This is a genomic window from Sporolactobacillus sp. STSJ-5 (assembly GCF_024385605.1).
Lineage (GTDB): Bacteria > Bacillota > Bacilli > Bacillales > Sporolactobacillaceae > Sporolactobacillus.
Genome location: NZ_JANFOJ010000004.1, coordinates 48,190 through 67,409 on the forward strand (window position 1 = coordinate 48,190; position 19,220 = coordinate 67,409).

The 19,220-nt window shown below is 40.5% G+C and carries 16 protein-coding genes; 7 read left to right on the top strand and 9 right to left on the bottom strand.

Going from position 1 to position 19,220, the window contains the following annotated elements; genetic code table 11:
* The first annotated feature begins 697 nt into the window (after positions 1–697).
* From NOM01_RS05730 to NOM01_RS05740, 3 genes are all read left to right on the top strand, one after another.
* On the top strand, positions 698–1,411 hold the full coding sequence (locus tag NOM01_RS05730) for a L,D-transpeptidase family protein (RefSeq protein WP_255747172.1): 714 nt from the start codon (positions 698–700) through the stop codon (positions 1,409–1,411).
* Positions 1,412–2,278: 867 nt separating this feature from the next.
* Positions 2,279–2,590: a hypothetical protein gene (locus NOM01_RS05735; RefSeq protein ID WP_255747173.1), complete on the top strand. Its 312-nt coding sequence runs from the start codon at positions 2,279–2,281 to the stop codon at positions 2,588–2,590.
* Between the two features lie 456 nt (positions 2,591–3,046).
* A complete protein-coding gene (locus tag NOM01_RS05740; protein WP_255747175.1) occupies positions 3,047–3,637 on the top strand; it encodes a sigma-70 family RNA polymerase sigma factor in 591 nt (196 codons plus the stop codon).
* Positions 3,638–4,894: 1,257 nt separating this feature from the next.
* Here the strand turns inward: NOM01_RS05740 and hxlB are convergent.
* From hxlB to NOM01_RS05780, 8 genes are read right to left on the bottom strand one after another with little or no spacing between them, the layout of a single operon-like run.
* Entirely contained in the window at positions 4,895–5,443 is a 549-nt protein-coding gene (gene hxlB / locus NOM01_RS05745; protein ID WP_255747177.1) for a 6-phospho-3-hexuloisomerase, read from the bottom strand.
* Positions 5,444–5,448: 5 nt separating this feature from the next.
* Positions 5,449–6,105: a ribulose-phosphate 3-epimerase gene (locus NOM01_RS05750; RefSeq protein ID WP_255747178.1), complete on the bottom strand. Its 657-nt coding sequence runs from the start codon at positions 6,103–6,105 to the stop codon at positions 5,449–5,451.
* The gene (locus tag NOM01_RS05755; RefSeq protein WP_255747180.1) at positions 6,098–6,709 is read right to left on the bottom strand and encodes a KpsF/GutQ family sugar-phosphate isomerase; all 612 of its coding nucleotides are present in this window, start codon (positions 6,707–6,709) and stop codon (positions 6,098–6,100) included. Before NOM01_RS05755 ends, NOM01_RS05750 begins: the two co-directional genes overlap by 8 nt.
* A gap of 1 nt (position 6,710) precedes the next feature.
* On the bottom strand, positions 6,711–7,229 hold the full coding sequence (locus NOM01_RS05760; RefSeq protein ID WP_255747182.1) for a YjbQ family protein: 519 nt from the start codon (positions 7,227–7,229) through the stop codon (positions 6,711–6,713).
* 20 nt (positions 7,230–7,249) lie between these two features.
* A complete protein-coding gene (locus NOM01_RS05765) occupies positions 7,250–7,540 on the bottom strand; it encodes a PTS sugar transporter subunit IIB (RefSeq protein WP_255747183.1) in 291 nt (96 codons plus the stop codon).
* Between the two features lie 2 nt (positions 7,541–7,542).
* Positions 7,543–8,889: a PTS galactitol transporter subunit IIC gene (locus NOM01_RS05770; protein WP_255747184.1), complete on the bottom strand. Its 1,347-nt coding sequence runs from the start codon at positions 8,887–8,889 to the stop codon at positions 7,543–7,545.
* 13 nt (positions 8,890–8,902) lie between these two features.
* Positions 8,903–9,358, bottom strand: coding sequence for a PTS sugar transporter subunit IIA (locus NOM01_RS05775; RefSeq protein ID WP_255747185.1), 456 nt, complete (start codon positions 9,356–9,358; stop codon positions 8,903–8,905).
* 14 nt (positions 9,359–9,372) lie between these two features.
* The gene (locus NOM01_RS05780) at positions 9,373–11,283 is read right to left on the bottom strand and encodes a BglG family transcription antiterminator (RefSeq protein ID WP_255747186.1); all 1,911 of its coding nucleotides are present in this window, start codon (positions 11,281–11,283) and stop codon (positions 9,373–9,375) included.
* Positions 11,284–13,293: 2,010 nt separating this feature from the next.
* Here NOM01_RS05780 and NOM01_RS05785 point away from each other — a divergent pair.
* From NOM01_RS05785 to NOM01_RS05800, 4 genes are read left to right on the top strand one after another with little or no spacing between them, the layout of a single operon-like run.
* On the top strand, positions 13,294–13,512 hold the full coding sequence (locus tag NOM01_RS05785) for a hypothetical protein (RefSeq protein WP_255747188.1): 219 nt from the start codon (positions 13,294–13,296) through the stop codon (positions 13,510–13,512).
* Positions 13,509–15,818: a cyclic di-GMP-binding domain-containing protein, MshE-related gene (locus NOM01_RS05790; protein ID WP_255747190.1), complete on the top strand. Its 2,310-nt coding sequence runs from the start codon at positions 13,509–13,511 to the stop codon at positions 15,816–15,818. Before NOM01_RS05785 ends, NOM01_RS05790 begins: the two co-directional genes overlap by 4 nt.
* An 18-nt stretch (positions 15,819–15,836) precedes the next feature.
* Positions 15,837–16,970 carry a glycosyltransferase gene (locus tag NOM01_RS05795; protein WP_255747191.1) on the top strand — a complete coding sequence of 378 codons (1,134 nt, stop codon included), beginning with the start codon at positions 15,837–15,839 and terminating at the stop codon, positions 16,968–16,970.
* Positions 16,957–18,564 carry an ArnT family glycosyltransferase gene (locus tag NOM01_RS05800; protein WP_255747193.1) on the top strand — a complete coding sequence of 536 codons (1,608 nt, stop codon included), beginning with the start codon at positions 16,957–16,959 and terminating at the stop codon, positions 18,562–18,564. Before NOM01_RS05795 ends, NOM01_RS05800 begins: the two co-directional genes overlap by 14 nt.
* 312 nt (positions 18,565–18,876) lie before the next feature.
* Here NOM01_RS05800 and NOM01_RS05805 read toward each other — a convergent pair whose 3' ends face one another.
* Positions 18,877–19,194 (bottom strand): cell division protein ZapB, encoded by a 318-nt coding sequence (locus tag NOM01_RS05805; RefSeq protein ID WP_255747195.1) that lies wholly within the window; start codon positions 19,192–19,194, stop codon positions 18,877–18,879.
* Between the last annotated feature and the right edge of the window lie 26 nt (positions 19,195–19,220).

The window sequence follows — 19,220 nt, forward strand, 5'->3', positions numbered from 1 at the left end:
CGTCAACAATCCAAGTCAGCTAAAGCATTTTTAATCACAGCCAAAGCACAAACATCAAAATGGCGTACGGATATCTTTCTAATTATGAATCTGATTCCTCTTGCAATGAAATGATGTCGGCAATTAGGAACACCGGCGCAAAAGAATACGGTTATTAAGCGCATTACCTAGGGATAAACTTCACTCATTTTGGAAATTTTGGTTATTGATGTAGCTAAAGAGGATATGTACATAACAATGGAAATGAAAACATTGAAACAGATTACATACCTTAGTCTCTGTGGCGGATTGATTATATTTGTGTTCTTTTCTGCTTGCTTAGTTTCTCTTTGCTGCTCTCGTTCTTTTCGCAGGTTTTATGTCGCGCATGGTCATTGGATTCACACCAAAAACCTGGGGATCCGGAGTCCGAGCCTTCTTCTTCATGTATGTTTCACTTATGATTGTCATTATTTTAGTCTTTCAAGAAATACTTCGTCTCGATAAGAAGCATTTCCCACAACACTCTCTCATCTTCACAGCACCTTTACAGGGCTTACCGTCTTAAATGGATATTTTCTGCATAGATGGGCATCAATCTAATGGTGCTGATTCTTTAATCAAATTTCAATCAAAAATTCAAGGTGAAAGCCCATTAAATCATGTTAAAATAAAACTGTTAATTTAATAGTATTTATTTTGAGAGAAGGCAGCATTAATGAAAAAATGGTACGCACTCTGCTCTGTCCTTTTATTATTTTCTGCACTAAGTTTTTTTACAGTTAAGGTTAACCAAAGCCATATAAAGAGACTTAATGTCGATTATCAAATCAGCGGTAGTACATATGTCAATAAATCCTCCATTTCAAAAACAAAACTGTCCAAACGAACAAAACAAATTCTCGTTGTTGTTGGAAATGGTAGCCATGCAAAGATCCAGTTATGGCAGAAAAAAGGTAAGAAATGGTTGAAAAAAATGGCAACAAACGGACATGTTGGCAAATATGGGATTGGCAAAACACATGAAGGAGCCATGAAGACTCCTTATGGAGCCTATAAATTAACCTTTGCGTTTGGGACGAGTAATCCAGGCACAAAGTTGCCTTTCCGGAACATCACACCAAATTCATGGTGGGTAGAAGACAGCAATGATCCAAACTATAACACATGGCAGGAAGGCGGCTCTTTTAATAAACCAAGCGAGCACCTTATTGATTATCCGGTACAATACAAATATGGAATCGTGATCAACTATAACTCAAAACGAGTCCCATGGAAGGGATCCGGGTTCTTTGTTCATGTCTCAAACGGTGGCTATACCGCAGGATGCGTTTCACTGTCTCGCTCTAAAATGAACTATCTCATGAGAACGATCAAGCCGGGAGCATATATACTGAACATCAACAACGTCAATCAATTGAAACGCTTTTAAAGTGAACGGCTAAATAAAGATTGCTATCTTAAGATAAATTGGTTATGCGCTATTTAACAGCAAACAAACAGCTCAACGATTCGATGAATCCAACTTGATCAAAACGAGAAAAAAATTGACCGGCAGCATGAGAATGCTAACCGATCGATTTTTTTGTTGCTTGTACGAAACGACTATTTGCTTAAACTGGTAGTCGTTTTAATATGAATTATTTTTTCACTGTCTTTGCTAGTATATAACCAACTTTTCCCGAAGCAACGACCTTGTCCCATTTCTTTCCTTTGGTCAGGACTTTTACAGAAGTCTTTTTCTTCAGTGTCTTAACTTTGTGTGACTTAACAGATCCCGGTTTATGGGGCAGTGTTTACAAAAAAGAGAAACTGATTAACAAGCATTATATTTGTACGCCATTAGTTAATAAGATACGCAAGTTTCATCCTCAGCTGCCATTTATCTGTAATCGTCAAAATAACCCACACCTAGTCAAATGGTATGAGCCTTGTTATGATTATTTTAGTAGTGAAAGGCAATTTGCAGAGATCCGATATTTTGCGAACCTAGGAAGAAGTTGACCATGCGCCTCTTCAGTCGGCTTATTTACAACTAAGATCCTTCTAACCAAACCAAAGGCACCTCTCCCATTCCACCATTTTTCTAAGATTTTGTTCACAATTAAATCGTTATTCACTGTATTTTCATATTTTTCTCATATTTAGTGATTGTATCTTGCTAATTTTCCTTCATAATAAGAATATGGATGATGAATCTACTCCGGGGAATTGGGAAATAGTACATCAGCTTTAGTGTTCGATCAGATACACAGTCTGGTGTGAGCATGACAAATCTACTATTATTGGAGGCGTTGTAATGGACAAAGGCAAGAGAACTTTTGTGAATGCGTGCATGGAGGCTATTTGTCAATGTGACACGAGTAACACCCACTATTTGTTTGAATTGAAAACCGGAGAACATGTTTATCGCGCGCAGCCCAGCCACCTTTCTATGTATAATAAGGACGGTTCCCTTGCCCAATTAATCGGCATGTTAAATCCTGCTTTTATTCGTACGTACCATGATTACATCAGCAACCATGCAGAGCATGGACGAATTTGGCTCCACCAAGAATTACAAAACTTTTTGAAGGCATTCAACAATAAAGACGAAGAATACGGCTTCTAAGCTCAGCTCTAGCTGAACAGAAACCATAGTCTAATGAAATCCCCTTTACGCCGAAACCGCATGCGAACCGGCATGTCGACGAACAGCATTCCAATCCAGGCTTGCTTTTCTTTTGGTCGAACAATCCAATACTGATGCAAGAAGGACATCTCCGTGTCAATTCCATTGCACGACTCAGAGATGTCTTTTTCATTTCTGAATCAACGGTTAAGTCTCCTTCTGATTCTGCACTCCCCTATTTCCTTAACAATTCTGATGTAATCTTAAAATCTATTCGTTTATTTACATATTTTTAAATTCTCCCCACCATTTCCGAACCATGCCTCCTATCTATAAAACATAGAGCAAAAATATACCAATATCTGCTTCATCCCCCCGCCACCGCCTCTTTAATCCACGCACCACAACATTCAGCTTCAACCCAAAAACTGAATCCCCGAAAGGAGCCCCACCATTATGCCATTTACCGACTATTTTGCTGCCCCGTTCGAGCCTGAGTGCTATGCCTTCGAGAGACTGATGCAAAAGTATGAACCGAAAATCCGAAAAACCGTCAAACGCTATAACGACATGTACAAGCAGTATTTATGTCCCGCCGATTATGACGATCTGCTGCAAACCGCGCAGTATGCATTCTCAGAAGCCAATGACAAATTCGACATCACAAAAGTTGCGCCGGACAAAAATCCAGAACATGTGTTCATCGCCTTCGCTGCTCGAACGATGGAAGGCCGACTCTCCGACTACCTCCGCAAACACTACAAGAACAAAAGTCGAGAAGTATACGAACGCGACGACTCCGCCTATGACATTCCCGATGAAGCTACCGAGTCACTGAACAGGCAAATGCTGCGCATCCTCCAAGATCACCTTCCCACACTCACCCCGCGCGAGGCCCTCTACATCAAGCTTTCCGTCTTTCATGATTGGAGTACTGAACAAATCGCCGAAGCTGCCCATGTCTCCGAGCACACGGTTCGCTCCTGGAAAAAAAGCTTGCGTAAAAAGTTAGCACCTTTAAAAGATGAATTGAAAAAACGAAAATAAGCAGTTAAAAAATCGATCGGTTCAACAGAAACAATGCTAATCCGGTCGATTTTTTGTTTTCGACTGTACAATGGTGGAACGAATAGGAAAATATATATATAAGATATTTTCTGCGGAGAATTGGAAACGACCATTATGTTGTCTAGATATCTTATAACCCTATACACATCCATATAAATAATCATATAGACTTAGTCTTATCGTATTATTTTGTCGGAATTGTGAACAGATAGGTATTAATTATCTAATTTTTTGAAAATAAATATTCCTATTTATAGAAAAATTTAGTATTATGAAAACAAGGAGGTGAAGCGAAGCGTTAACGCAATAAAGCAAAAAGAAACCCTCAGTGAATCAAAAGGCGCTTGATTCATTAGCACCTCGATAGTCAAAGCAAGTCCGCGTAAGAACCAAGCTAGACCTCGCCTGAATGATCAGTGGATCACAACTGCTGATCCTCCTGCTTCCTCGAAGCGCCAACCGCCTCCTTACTGGACAGGGATACATAGAAGAAGTCCACATCGTTTTATTCATCTAGTCAGTCACACGGCACCTATTACTGTCGCACCTCAACGGATTTGATACCAAATCACCGAATCAACACGTACGCACGTCATGAACGTCTCAAGCGAACATTTCGTTCGACTGATCGATAATATTAGAGCAGCCGTCCTTGTTATGAGACGACTGCTCATTTTTTAGTCCACCCACTTTGCTACCAATCATTCAATACATCATTGTTCCGATCTACTATCAGACTGAACATTGATACAAAACTCTTTTCCACAACTTCCACCTACTCCATGACCAAATAGGAACAGGTCAACCAATGAATGCGTTCCCCAGATGAAATCTTTCGTAACAGCTTTCCTTTGATCATACAATCCCATGTATTCATCGGACATATCCGCGTCAATCAGATTGCGCCATTAACTTCCAGAGTCATTGGTTGACTCGCACGCTAAAGATAATACAATCGGCAATGACCGGACAGATGTTTTTTTCAATCCTCCCCACCATTTCCAAACCATGTTCCCTATCAATGGCTCAATTCTAGATTATCTAATACAGAGCGTATCCAGTCTCCGGCCTTCATCGTGAGATACCACAGCAGCAGAGGGGAAGTAATGTGACTGCCTTAAACAGTGAAGCCGCTTTACTATGGCCTACAACGAAAAATAAAAACGCCACTTAGCAGAATGCTGTGGCGTTAACGATAGTGTCTTCCTATGAAGAAATATTGAAACAAGCAAATTCCTATTCGATATTAGCGTGGTGAGCTTCCATAAAATTTTCGTCTCTACCAAGAGTTTGAGCTAACGACAATACCGCTGTTTCGAGTGTGATAAATGCCGTTTGTTCAAAAAGTGCACCCATTGGTTGTTTTGAGGTACGTTCCTTGGAAAACTTAGTATCCGTTGGGATGAGCACGCTGATGTCTGTTTCCTGAGCAAGTTTCGAGTTCGTATTGGTGGTGACAACAGCTGTTTTCCCTCCAAGTTTGTGGACCCTCCTAAGGTTTTCCAGCAATGCGGAACTATTGCCGGAACCAGATATGATGAGATAGAGATCCCCAGTCTGGATTGGCGGGCAGCTTACTTCACCAATTACATGGGGTTTTAAGCCCAAATGTGACAACCGGTTGGCAAACATCTTTGCTACGAGTCCTGAACGCCCGCGACCGTCAAGAAATATTGCATCTACCTCTTGGATCGCAGAGAGCAGTTTCTGTAGTGCGATAGAATCCACTTGGACATCTGAGATCTCACTCAGAATGAGTTTGAAATTCTGACTTAGATTATTCACGTTTCTCAGGCCCCCAGTAAAGACAAAATGTTTTGTTCTGGGTTTTCGGCTTTGACAATATAACCACCAGAGACATACTCATCAACATGTGCACTAGCTTCTTTAAGTTTCCTCAACGTCTGATCCGTAATGCCACCGTCTATTTCGATTTTGAACTGCAAGTTGTGCTCCTGACGAATGTTATTAAGTTCTTTGACTTTTTCAGCCATCCCCAACAGGAAGTGGGATGCACGGTGACCTGGAGCGGTCGTCATCACCAAGACGCGATCCAAATGCGGAAGAATTGGCACAATACTTGATAGGCCTCTCGCCGGGCTGAGTGCCACACCGGCTTGAACACCAGCCTCATCGAGCTGCTGCGCAATATAGAACAGATCTCCCTGTGCATCTGAGTGTACGGTCACGCTTGACGCGCCGGCTTTAATCACGGTGTCAAGCAGAGCCTCAGGCTGTGTTACCATCAAATGGACATCTAAAAAAAAGTCGGTGTTGGCGTGTAGCCATGAGATCAGACGGTCGTTTAAGCCCATATCCGGCACATAATGACCATCCATCATGTCAATGTGCAATCCGTGAATTTTTGTTTTTTTAAACGAGTCTAGTAGACTCATCATCTTGTCTGGGGTTGCATCAAGGATCGATGGATAGATGGTATTACTCATGTGTTTTTGTCTCCTTTCGAAGTTTCTCACCAACTGCTCCAGAAGGATGATTCAAGAGGAAATCCTTTCGTGAATAGTCCGTGTTTTCCATAACCAAAGACGCCACCACATCAAAGATCGAAATGACTGCTATGGTGCTGACTGTTGCCAGAAGGTTGAACGCATCAAGCTCACGATCGACATGAACTTTTACGACTAGATTCGAGTGCTGTGCAAGAAACGAATCCGGGTTTTCAGTAATAGTCACAATTGAAATCCCTTTAGCCGCGACATTCTCCACAAAAGAGGTTAACTCTTTGGTACTGCCTCCTTTTGAAATAAAGATCATAACGTCATCTTTCTTAATTGCGCCCAAAGCGCCATGAACGGCATCGGATGGATTCATGAAGAAAGCGCTAATTCCAACAACACGTAGTGTGTGAACAGCCTTATTAGCTGCCATTGCCGACGTTCCACAACCAGTTAGAAAAATGTTGCCCTTGGTCTTTTCTATAAGTTCAACCAAAGACTGCAGCGAGTTATGTGAAATAGATTGGCCTAACTTCGCAATCTCTTCGCCTTCCAGTGTGAATAAAGAATTAATTTTTTTATCGTTTTGATCCATATCATTCATCCCCCTGAATCACAACGCTGACGGTGCGATCCCTTTTTCGTGTTTGATCAAAATCCACAAAGAAGATAGATCCGACCGAGCCACTCATGAGCTTGCCGTCCTTAATGCCTAAAGTGACACTGTTACCCAACAAGTCTGCGCGAATGTGTCCGTCAGTATTTAACATGGTCCACTCAACTGCCGGGTAAGCCGGATCATTTTTCTTCATACCATAGGCAATGTGCTTAGGGCCAGGGCTTAAATACGGGTAATTTTCTGTGGTTTGCCGAGGAACGATCTTGTCTAGAACATGGTTAATGTCGACATGAAGATAATCATCCCCATAATAGTTTCTATCATGCATATACTCATCAAAATAGACTGAACAGGTGGTATGAGCGGTTTGCACTAAACAGATTCCATTTTTAATTTTACTTTCGTCAATGGCCTGCACTACTTGTTCCGTGACATTGTGATAAGAAGGACGGTCTGCCACAGTACTAATCACAAAATCTTTAAAATAAGCTGTCAATTCCTGACACATCCTCACTTTTATGCTTCAATTTCTTTTTTGACTGCATTAAAAACTTTACCTGCACCTATGCCAGTCAACAGTGCAACACCATTAATAACCTTGTCTTTGATTTCTTTTGGAACAACTGTGGTGCTAACAACGATGTCATAGTTACCGTTAGAAATGTTAGCTACTTCATCGACAATTGCCGATTGTTTAATCGAGACTTGATTAATCAATCCTTCCTTTTTCAACCAACTTTCTACTTTTGCCCGAACAACTGTTGAAGTCGCATGGCCCGCACCGCACATAATCAACATCTTTTTCATGATTAACCGACCTCTTTTTCTTGAGAATTAAACTTCTTAATGATGTTCACGTAATACAAGAGACCTAACAATATGCCGATGATAACGATAATACCAATGACACTTAAATGCTGACCTGTCCAAACCATCAAAGCATTTGGCCACAAACCAGCCGAAACAAAGGATACGGTACCTTTGCTGCCGATATTGTAATTAGCCAACTGAAATGCCTTTGTAACTGTCGGTGCCAACCAGGTGGATAGATAAAGCATGGGAATCGTGTAAATTGCCCCTCCAATCAAAGAACGGATGATGTTGCCACGGAAAGCGGAAACCATAATGGTGAACACGAAGACGAACAGTGTTAGGTCACCAAAAGGTAACACTTTGTTGCCTGGCAGAATAACAGCCAGGAACAATGCGACCGGGATCATCAACAAACTCGTAGATGTAACTGCCGGATGGCCGACCGTCAAAGCAGCGTCCATCCCAATGTTTACGGTCTTGCCATGCAAGTGCTTTTGGGTGAACTCTTGAGTTGCTTCGGCAATTGGTGTGAGCGCTTCCATAAACATTGAAATCATCTTTGGCAATAGTTTCAATACAGCGGCCATTTCCATCCCCAGACCAGCAGTCTTAGAAACGTCATAGCCAGCAAGGATCCCAATACCAATACCGATAATCAAACCAATGACAAGTGGATCGCCAAACACACCGAAACGCTTCTCGATTTTTTCCGGGCTGGCATCAATTTTGTTGAAGCCAGGGATTCGATCAAATAACCAATTCAGTGGTAAAGCTAAAAGAACTGGTGAAAGCGCCATTAAATGTGTGATTGAAATATCCGGCAGGCCAAAAAACTTGCTGATCATCGGTTGCGTTAAGTCTGCCAATACTAGTTGCATTAAGAATGCAGCGACCATAGCAAGCACACCATATAAATAGTTGTTAGTGACGCCCCACACCATCAACCCAATAAAAGTTGGTTGCCATAGGTTCCAAACGTCAATGTTTAACGTCTTAGTAAGTCCCAGCCAAACCAAAATCAGGTTTATTCCAAAGGCTATTGGGATAATCAAGACACCCATGGTTGATGAAAATGCCAACGGACCTCCGGGACCAGACCCAAGATCAATGATGCTTAAAGACAAAGCGTAACGTGCTACCATGAGCTTAATCGCAGGTCCCAATGAAGTTTGAAGCAGGTTCACTACCATGTTCAATCCGATGAATCCAACCCCAATGATAATACCTGAAAGAAATGCTTTTGATGGTTTTAAACGTACACAAAGCCCCAGGGCAAAAATAATGATCGGAATAAATACGGTTGAACCTAAATTGATAAACCAATGAATCGCATAAGCTATCATTTCTATTGCCTCCCTACTCGATATTGTTTGTTTTCAAGACTTGCTTTACTTCGGCAACATCATCGCTTTGAAGTAATTTAATTAGAACGTTTTCATTTTGAAAAACGGCCATCAGATTGCTTAGGAGCGTCATTTGGTCGTGAGGCTTACTCATTGCAATCATGAATATCAGTGAAACTTCCACTTTTTTGTCCGAATCCGTCATATCTTTAAAGCTAATCGGCTTTTTCAGCGATGCAAAAGCAATTTGTGATTGATTAACATATTTAGAATCAGTGTGTGGAATAGCTACCCCAAGTGCTTTTGTCTGTAATCCCGTAGGGTAAGTTGCTTCACGTTCAAGCACGTGTTTACCGAAGTCACGCTTAACAATGTCCGCTTCTGTTAATCTGATAGCCATACGCGAGATAATATCCGTTGAATCTTCTGCTTCTTGGTGAAATAACATAATATCACGGTCAAAAAACATAACACTCCTCCTCTCTAACTGTTGATCAAGTCCAACAGGTCTTCCGTGTCTTGAAGACTTACAATCATGTGGACTCTTGTCTTGTTTTCAACTAGGCGATATATATCTAACACCAAATCATGGTAAATCGAGATTGACTCATTGGGTACACAAATCAAGATCACCACAAACACATTTGTGCTGTTCCATTTGACAGGCTTGTTGAGAATCAGAAAGGCAACCGAGAGACGATTAACCGTTTCTGGAGCCGCATGAGGCAAGGCAACACCACTTTCGATTTCAGTAGGTCCAAGCCGTTCTCTTCGAAGTAGTGATTTACCGAACTCATGAGTAACTCCACCATTATTCTCCAAGACCTTAATCAGGAACTGTAAGGCTTCTTTTCGGTCTTTGACAGAGTCTTTCCAGAAGATCAGCTTTGGATCCCCTAATTTACTGAGTACAGGATAATGTTGTTCTTCATTACTTGTCTGCGGCCGAATCAAGTAAGATGCGTAAGCTTTGAGTAACTTTTCCTGATCATTTGCATCAAATAACGGAGAGATCCTAATAAAAGGCACTTTAGAAACAAGCCCTGGAATATTGACACCAACAATCAAACCAACATCCGATAAGTCAATTGACTTAAAAGCTGTGAGATTCGTCTTTAAAAACAGGGTACCATCCGGCAAGAGATGCTTGATCTGCCCCATTACATAATCACGTAGTTGACCATGCTGATTGAAAATGACCAACACACGACGAATTGGAATCGACTGATTAATCGCAACGTGGAAGTAAATAGTAATAAATGATACTTCATCATCACTCAGTGTTATCTGGTAGCGTTCTTCAAGAAACGATATTGCGTACCAAGTCATTCCAAATAAGGCAGGATACTGCGTTTTAATATCTTTAAACAGCGGATTCTTAACCACCAAACCTTGCTTAAGGCGAAGAATCATTGCTGGAATGTGGTACATGAGTTGTTTCTCAAGGTGTGCCTTGTTTAAAAATGGCATTCCCTGAACATCTTCCATACGCGCAATTAGTTCATCGATAATCGGTTTGTAGTTCTGGTCAGCCGGAGCGGAGTCGTTACTCATTCGGTAAGCTGAGAGATTTCGTGCGAGCCATTCTTTGTCAGCGATAGTGAATTGAAGACGCAGTGCTTGACTGATTTGGTTCAAAATCGTTTCAGCAGCTTTTGCAGAACCCGTTAGAGTAGACTTTAACTGATCAGTAAAATGGAATCCAAAACATGCACGTTGCGTTTGAACTAGCGAAATCACCTGAAGCGCAAATTTGTAATAGCTTGGTAGTTCAACGTACCACGGTTTGTCTGGATCAAATATTGTTAAGACACTTTGTACAACCTTTTTGGGGAAGAATAGTGAAAAATATGTGACGTCCCCAGCTTTTCTCGAGTCAGAAGCATCTACGATGAATGTTGCTGCGGCAGTTTGGATGTTTTCTTCTTCTCCAATCGCAATCAACTCAGACCCGTTAGAACAGATCTGCAAAGATGACGATTCAATTATGGTATTAATTCGATCAACATCATTCAAAATGGAAGTTTTGCTGATCCACCACCGTTCAGACAGTTCCTTCAGCGTCAGCTGCTTGCCCTCTAAAATGATCTCCTTGGCAAGTGCAATACGCCGTTGCCTTGGGCTAAACTCTTCCACCGGTGTTTTACGCTCACTTGCATCCATAAATCTCCGAATGACACGTTCACGTTCTAAGATTGTGCCTTGAATTCGTAAGCCCAACCCCCTTTTCACATCCAGCCTGAGAGATGTGCTCTTTAGTGTATTGAGGAGCGTATCAGCATCTTTGTATATTGTTTTGGTTGATACGTGGAAGCTATTCGCAAGATCTTTTGCTGGAATAAATTTTCCAGATGAACTTAAATTGATTAGCAAGTCGACTTGTCTTTTGTTCATGATCTGCCCTCCTCATATAGAAATGTAACACTAGAGACGGATGTATGCGATTACATTTAAAGCCATTAACTTGTGGAACCTTTAACTATTGCCTGATTGTCGGGCTTTACGCTGAAATCACTTTGAAACTTTATTATAATTGTTATTGACGCTTGACGGTTACACTTATCCCGCTGTAAGCGTCAAATAGCCCACATCTTTGAATTGATATGATCCCTATTGAGTTGACGTTGACAGATGAAATAATAAAAAATCTGTTAATTCAAGGAGGTCATTTTATGTCTTATAGTGTTTGGCTTTCTGCGAAGGAAAAACTGGTGGCATTTAAAGATACTGTGGGAAGGAGAGAATCACTAGACGAGCAGCACAGAATATAGGCGTTTCAGATATCTAAAGACTGGACAGGACAAACAGCAGTATGAGTCACTAGTACAAAAAAATACCAATGAACAGCAAAAATCCCATGGATTTATTAGAGGGGCAGCTTATTACGGGAGGTCAGAAAAATGATCAATGACAGTACACGTTCAAAGTTAAATGATATGTGCCTAAGTGCAATGGCTGAGTATTAACATGAACAGCTTCATAATCCTCAGTTTAATGACCTATCCTTTGAAGAACGATTCAGCCTGCTCGTAGATCGAGAATGGGATCGCAGAAAAAACAATAAGTTGGACCGTCTCATCAAAAATACCGGATTCCCAATATCCTCAAGCCTGCATTGAAGATATTGAATATCATCAGGATCGTAGTAAACTGAATAAAAATCAAATTCTCCGATTAGCCTCCGGTCAATACATTCAAGAAAAGCATAATTTGACTATCATCAGTTTGAGTTATATTTTAAATTTTATTTATCATCAATGTTAACTTGAATAGATTGCACAAAATATTCACACACTAAATTATCTACAGGTTGTTCTAGTCCTAATTGTTTGCCCAATGTCTTACTTACTTCATTGATAAACCTAATTAAATAATCAATATCTGTTGCATCATGTCTATCTCGTGTATTAAAGAAGGGGGCAATTCGATAAAATAACTTCTCTCCTTCTAAATAGCTCTTATATTCAAAAGACGGCGTATAATCCGCAAATACTGTTCTAATGTCTAAATCAGGTAGCTCTTCATCTGAAATATTCTAATTTTGATAATCATCCCAAAATTGTGAAATTATATTCTATTAGCATAGGTTGTGGCATCTTGATATATCTGTATCTTTTCTTCAAAGCTATTTTTCAATTTTTCTGATGTGCTAGAAAATTGTTTACGTGAATCTAATTTTATACTATGCATTAATTATCATTTCCTTTTTTCTATTTCTTGCTATAAATTTATCATAATTTTGATACCCGTATTTATATTTTTATACACTCAAAAAGATTATCACTCCAATGTTTTAGTTTTTCATTTAGTGATTTTCTCTTATACTGGTAAAATAGGCGAAGCCGCTAGCAAAGCCCGCGCGGTGACAAAAACAACACTAGCAAAGCCCGTAGAATCAGTGAATAATAACTTGACCAGTGGTGCACTCCTTTACTTCCACACACGCAATTTGAGGACGGTCCGGTTCCCTACAACCCGATTGATGCTAAAGAGTTAAAAAAACAAACTGCAACAGCTACCTGATCGTAATGACCCGCTCCCCAATCAAATCGACCATGTGCGAGATCTAATTCAGCAAGTATATGAACAAATTTCCTATTATGGCAACGTATAGAATGATTTGGTCAGAATTAGCATGTTCCGAATGTGAATGATTACCCCTAACCAAATGTACCACTAGTGTTTTTGATACCTACACTCCCAAATATTCTCTTCCTTCTCCAAAATAAATTTCAAGTACGCATAATCATTTCTTCTCCATAGTTTTATTAGCTACCAATCTGGCTTCAATGACTTTTATCACCAATTTTGTTCAGTTTTTGTCTATTTTTTCAGAGTATTATAAACCCAACTATAATTATGGTATTTCCGATTAAATAGATTAGAACTGGGAGGAAAAAATTATTGTTAGTTAATATATTGACCGGATCAAGACGAGCAATCATTTCAAAGTTACAGAATGACAACAAACAACTTGACATCCAGATTCTAGCCATAATAAATGAACGGAACCGCATTCGCACTCAGTATGAGGAAGATATAAAGAAACTAAGGACCATACAAGAGCATCTCGATCACATTGAAAAAGAAATTAAGTACTTTCCGAAGGATGTCGCAAAATGAAACTATTCAGTTGGAAAGAAAATGATCAATTATCGAGACTTGAAGAAGACATCGCTTCAAAAACAAAGAAAATTCAGCACTTTGCCAATGAAAATACCGAAGAACAGCGAAGACTGAATAACCTTTTAGAAGAGCAGCGACAAGAAATTGCCACTTCCTATGAACGAATTGAAAAAGAATTACATGAAGATTCACAGAGATGGGCGTTGATAAAACGGCAGATCCAAGAAAAAAATAATGATGATGCTCCTTTCTCACAATTGCGTATTGGAGAACGTCTTCTGCTCTTAGGCATGATAAATGCCAAGCAATTAAATAAGAGTTTAAATGAACAACAGATTCATGGTGGCAGGCTTGGGGACATACTCGTTCGCCTAGGTTATATAAGTCGCGACCAACTACAGGATATTATTAACCAATCGTTCAAACGCCTCTTACTAGGTGAACAACTGGTACGTGCGGGGTATCTGCAGCGTGGTGAGCTAGAGAAGGCGCTGCATCTGCAAGGAACAGTAGGCGGAGATATTGGAGAAATTCTAATCTCAATGAACATGATCACACCAAATCAACTTGCAGAAGCCCTTGCTTCCCAAAGTCAAACGGGGAGGTTCATGACATATGACAAAAATGATGCTATCAAGGCTAAGCTTCCTGAAATGATTGCACGACAATTTAAAACTGTTGTGATTCGACAATCGGTTGATCAATGCATTATTGCCGTTGAATCAATGCTCAATAATGAAGAAATGCAACAGCTTACTACAATTGTTGATGCACCGATTACGCAAGTCATTGCATCCCCATGGGAAATGGAACTTCTTTGGGATCAAATCTATCAAGCAGAATTGCTTCACGAGAGTACCGAAAAATTAAAGAACGAGCAACCGGAGAATTCTGCCAGTCAGACATTCACGTTTACACAGATACTTAGCATGATTGTGATTGGAATCACCATCGCTGCCGCTTTGCTATGGAATTGGTTTTACACACTTGTAATCATCAATATCATCATTCAGTTAATGTATTTTTCGATGACCGTCACAAAATTTATCATGATTCTTTATGGCACAAAAGAGAAGGCGCAAGTCCGGTTCAACAGGAAGCAAATTCAGAACATTGATGAACGAGAGCTTCCAATATACACGATTTTAGTACCCATGTATAAGGAAAGTAAGGTCATTCCGCAATTAGTCCAAAATTTGAACCAACTAGACTATCCCAAGAATAAATTGGACATTCGTCTGCTCATTGAAAAGGATGATACGGAAGCTCAAGAAGTGGTTCAATCGCTGCATCTGCCGTACTTCTTCCAGATGATTATCATCCCAGACGGTCAGCCGAAGACCAAGCCGAAGGCATGCAATTATGGGCTGATTCGTGCACGCGGAAAGTACGTAGTCATTTATGATGCTGAAGATCGGCCCGACCCAGATCAATTAAAAAAGGTCTTTCTCGCCTTTCAGCAAAGTCCTGATAACACTGCTTGCATTCAAGCCAAGCTCAACTACTTTAATAGTAAACAGAATCTACTCACTCGATTTTTCACCCAAGAATACAGCAATTGGTTTGAATTGCTGCTTCCCGGCATTATGCAGATTAACATTCCTATTCCGCTCGGCGGAACATCTAATCACTTTAAAACAGATGTGCTCAAAAAGCTCGGCGCATGGGATCCTTATAACGTCACAGAGGATGCTGATCTCGGTATACGTCTTTATAAGCAAAACTATACAACCAAAGTTGTGGATTCGCGAACGTTAGAGGAAGCGAACAGCAAATTCAGAAACTGGATTCATCAACGGTCTCGCTGGATTAAGGGCTATATGCAAACTTGGCTCGTGCATATGCGCCATCCCATTAGACTCCATCGTGAGCTTGGGATCAAAGGCTTCTGGGGAGCTCAGTTTATGCTTCTGTCATCACCGCTCTTGCCCATGTTGAATCCCATTTTCTGGTCCCTACTGGGTCTATGGTATTTGACACATGCCGGTTGGATACCCGCCTTCTTTCCTGGAGTGATCTATTATTTGGCGGCTATCCAACTGATTCTCGGTAATTTCTTGTTTATTTATACAAATATCGCAGGTACCTATTGGGTCGTACATGAGCTGCACCGAAAGAAGGAAACATGGCTTTCTTACAGTCTCGTAAGATATGCATTACTCACTCCAATCTATTGGGCAATGATGAGTATCGCTTCAATAAAAGCACTATGGCAATTAATCAGAAAACCTTTTTATTGGGAGAAAACTGAGCACGGATTTGATCAAGAACATTACGATACAACAAAAACAAGCAGTATGTAATAAAGGGGGGAAGTCACTATGGATATTAGCGTAATCGTTCCAACATTCAATGAAGCAAATAATGTTCAGATTATAACAAATCGTCTTCTGGAGGTTCTGCAATCGACCGGAAAGACCTTTGAAATTTTATTTATGGACGACAGTACAGACAACACGCCAAAAATACTTGATCAACTAAGCCAAGAGAAAACATATGTTCACTATATCCATCGAACGAATCAGCGGGGATTGGCGACCGCTGTCACTGATGGACTTAAATTTGCACAAGGTGACCTACTGGTTGTGATGGATGCTGATCTTCAGCATCCGCCTGAACTAATTCCGGCAATGATTGATAAGCTTAACGACGGTTTTCAAATGGTTATTCCTTCACGGTTTGTCCCCGGAGGAAGCGATGGCGGACTTAATCTTTATCGGAAATTTGTGTCATGGACAGCAAGAATAATTGCACGTATCGCATTAAAAAGACTCCGGAAAATTTCCGATCCAACAAGTGGATTCTTTGCTGTAAAAAAATCAGTGCTACAAGAAAATATGTACCATCCCATTGGTTGGAAGGTCATGATTGAACTGATTGTCCGTGCCAATATCACGTCAATCACAGAGATTCCTTATCAATTCCATGCGCGCGATTTAGGTAGTTCAAAAATGAGCAGCACGGAACAACTGCGCTACTTAATTCACCTCGGACGCTTGGTCATGATCAGTGAAGAGGATCGCCGCTTCTTTTCCTTTTGCACCATTGGACTTAGCGGCGTGATTGTGAATCTGGCTATTTATAAATTAATGCTTCTCGTTGGCAGCCCGGTTGTCATTGCCTTTATTCTATCTTCTATTGTCAGTCTCATTTCAAATTATATTTTAAATAGTACCTTAACATGGAAATCGAGGGTACTGCACCAGGCGAATGGACGGATGATTCAATTTATTCGTTATGCGACGGTATCTGTTGGAGGTCTCTGCATCTCAAGCGGTATTCTGTCCCTTCTCTACTATATCAGTCATTTTCATCCGATGTTGAGCGGATTATTGGGGATCGTGACCGGTGTCATTTGGAATTACATTGTAAATGATCGCTGGACCTTTGCCTCGAAAAAGACGATTCAACCAGCAAATACAATGGAGACGATAACGCAGCATGTTCAAAAATAAGTACGTACCCTATTATTTTGGCTTAATCTTATTTATTCTGGAGCTCTGCTTTGGCATTTGGATGACACATTGGAATCACTTTGTTCCCGGTGATGCTGTCAGCCGTGTCGCAAATGCCTATTATGTCTTATTTAGCAGAAATCCTCATCTGGGAGCTATAGGTTTCGTTTGGAACCCATTGCCAAGCTTGCTCATGCTCCCAATTCTATTGATGAGTCCTTGGTGCAAAATCCTTGCGTCCGAAGGAATTGCGGGAATTATTCTGACGGCATTATTTGCAGCGTTCAGTGCTGTTCTGATTTTTAAATCTTTGCTTAGAAGAAAACAACCGTTTCTATTTAGCTTCGCAATAGTACTGTTATTCTCTCTTAATCCATTTATTTTTCTCTATGGATCGAATGGCATGAGCGAAATGCTCTTCATCTATTTTATTATATTTTGCGTCATTGCATTCACTGATTGGTTGGATGAAAAACGTAGCGTAACCTCGATGATCATGGTCGGGTTTGCTTTAGCACTTGCTTTTCTCACTCGATATGAATCAATTTTATTTGGTCTTGCCTTAGCACTGTCCCTTACTATCATCATCTGGAGTAAACGAAAGAAAGAAGAAACAGCAGACTATGAAGCAGCATTCATCTATAATAAATGGGAAGCAACAGAATGGCTTGCTCTCCTTCCAGCTATTTATACCGGGATCATCTGGATTGGGTTGAATTGGTCCATTATGGGTGACGGCCTGTTCTTTTTACGATCGAACTATTCCAATCTCGCACAATCTGAAGGATTAAGTAAAAATCCAATTATCGGCCCTGTCATCAGTCATTTTGGCAATACATTGTTATTCGTATTTGAAAGAAGCATACCATTCCTTTTGCTCTTCCTTGCTATCCTGATCATTCGCATCATGAGACACAAGTTATTCCACGCAGACTTTCTTTGCTTACTCATGATCGTGTTATCAATTCCATTAATGCAAATATATATGCTATATAAAGGAGCTTCATACGGATGGTTACGTTTTTTCGTCTACCCTTTTGTGATTACCGTCGCCTGGCTGCCCTATGAATTGCAAAAGCTCAGAGAGCAAGTAAAACATCTTTATTTTTTTGGCGGATGTGTCACTCTGATCTTCTTAAGTGCATCTGCCTATGTCACCGGTTATGCAATGAACGATGCGCGTCTGTCGCCGGAAGAGTATCAAGCGATCCATTTCAAACAGAGTTCAACCTACACCAGTAACAGACAATCCATGCGTATTGCTATGGATCTTGATCAGCTTCTGAGTAAGAACAAACACGCTTCACTACTCGTTGATTCATTTAACGGTTTTCAAATTATTCTCGATATGAAGCAAACCAAGCAGCTGATCATTACCAGTGATCTTGATTTTAAAAGGAGACTAAACAATCCGGTTGATAGAAAAGTAACTTATATTCTCGTGCCGAAACCAGAAGGAGTAGCCGCACTTAATGCCGTTAGTGTACGGTATAAGAACTTCTACAACAAAGGTGCGAGCTTTGCCCGGTTATATAAAACCTATGGTGATCAGTGGCGGTTGTACCAAGTGGTGAAAAAACAGAATAAAAATTAATAAACACTTGAACAATAAGCCCATTAGAAAATGCTGGATAGGTTACACTTAATGGATGGATCAGTTAAGGCCATGTACCTTTAGTTCATCGGTACCCGGGGTGGTAACGGCCAGCTGATTGTACCACCTGTGACATCTTTTTTACCATCGATCGCCAACAATTTTACCACTTGTCGCCAGGGCGTTTACCAGATGAAAAAATTCCTATAGAAATCACGATATCCCTAAGGAATCTTCTTTGTCGATAGAGATCAATATCAATTTCCTAAGAAAAATCCCCCAATTCATAAGAGGGGGATGAAAATGTTCTTTTTACATCGGTTCTATGCTTAGTTGCTTTTCCAGGCGAAGATTCTTCTCTTTCAGTTCTTCGATCTCTTGTTTAAGTCGATCAACTTCCTCCAGAAGTCGGTTTATCTTTGTCTGCGTATCAATACCGGGTTCATAGGCTGTGCCTTTAATCTGGCGCCAATCATTAAACCGATACATCCAACTCTCATCCATGATTCCTTCTGAATCAGCTTGAACCAAGGGATCCTCTCTGAGCCATTGTTCGACTTCACTTTGATCAGCTTTCCAACCGTAGGAATGGATAAATTGAAAAACTTCATCAGCGGAGATCTTGCTCATTAGCTGTCCTCCAGTCGTAATTAAAT